This window comes from Pseudomonas sp. HY2-MNA-CIBAN-0224 (assembly GCF_040310285.1).
Taxonomy (GTDB): domain Bacteria; phylum Pseudomonadota; class Gammaproteobacteria; order Pseudomonadales; family Pseudomonadaceae; genus Aquipseudomonas; species Aquipseudomonas helleri.
The window spans coordinates 1-232 of sequence record NZ_JBEOPQ010000944.1; the positions used below are offsets into that span (position 1 = coordinate 1).

General features: G+C 43.5%; 1 pseudogene. It reads left to right on the plus strand.

From position 1 onward, the window contains the following. Window positions 1-232 (plus strand): annotated as a pseudogene (locus tag AAEZ03_RS29040) (RNA polymerase sigma factor RpoH); the annotation flags it as partial.

Here is a 232-nt window from a genome sequence, read left to right on the forward strand (position 1 = left end):
CGTGAAAGTAGCGACCACGAAAGCACAGCGTAAATTATTCTTTAATATTCGTAAGTCTAAAAAGCGTTTAGGTTGGTTTAGTGACGCTGAAGTGACCATGGTTGCAGAGAATTTAGGTGTATCGAAAGCTGATGTGACCGAAATGGAATCACGGATGGCAGCCCAAGATCCGGCCTTCGACTTAACCAATGACAGCGATGACGATCATCATGATTTTGCCCCAGCATTATAT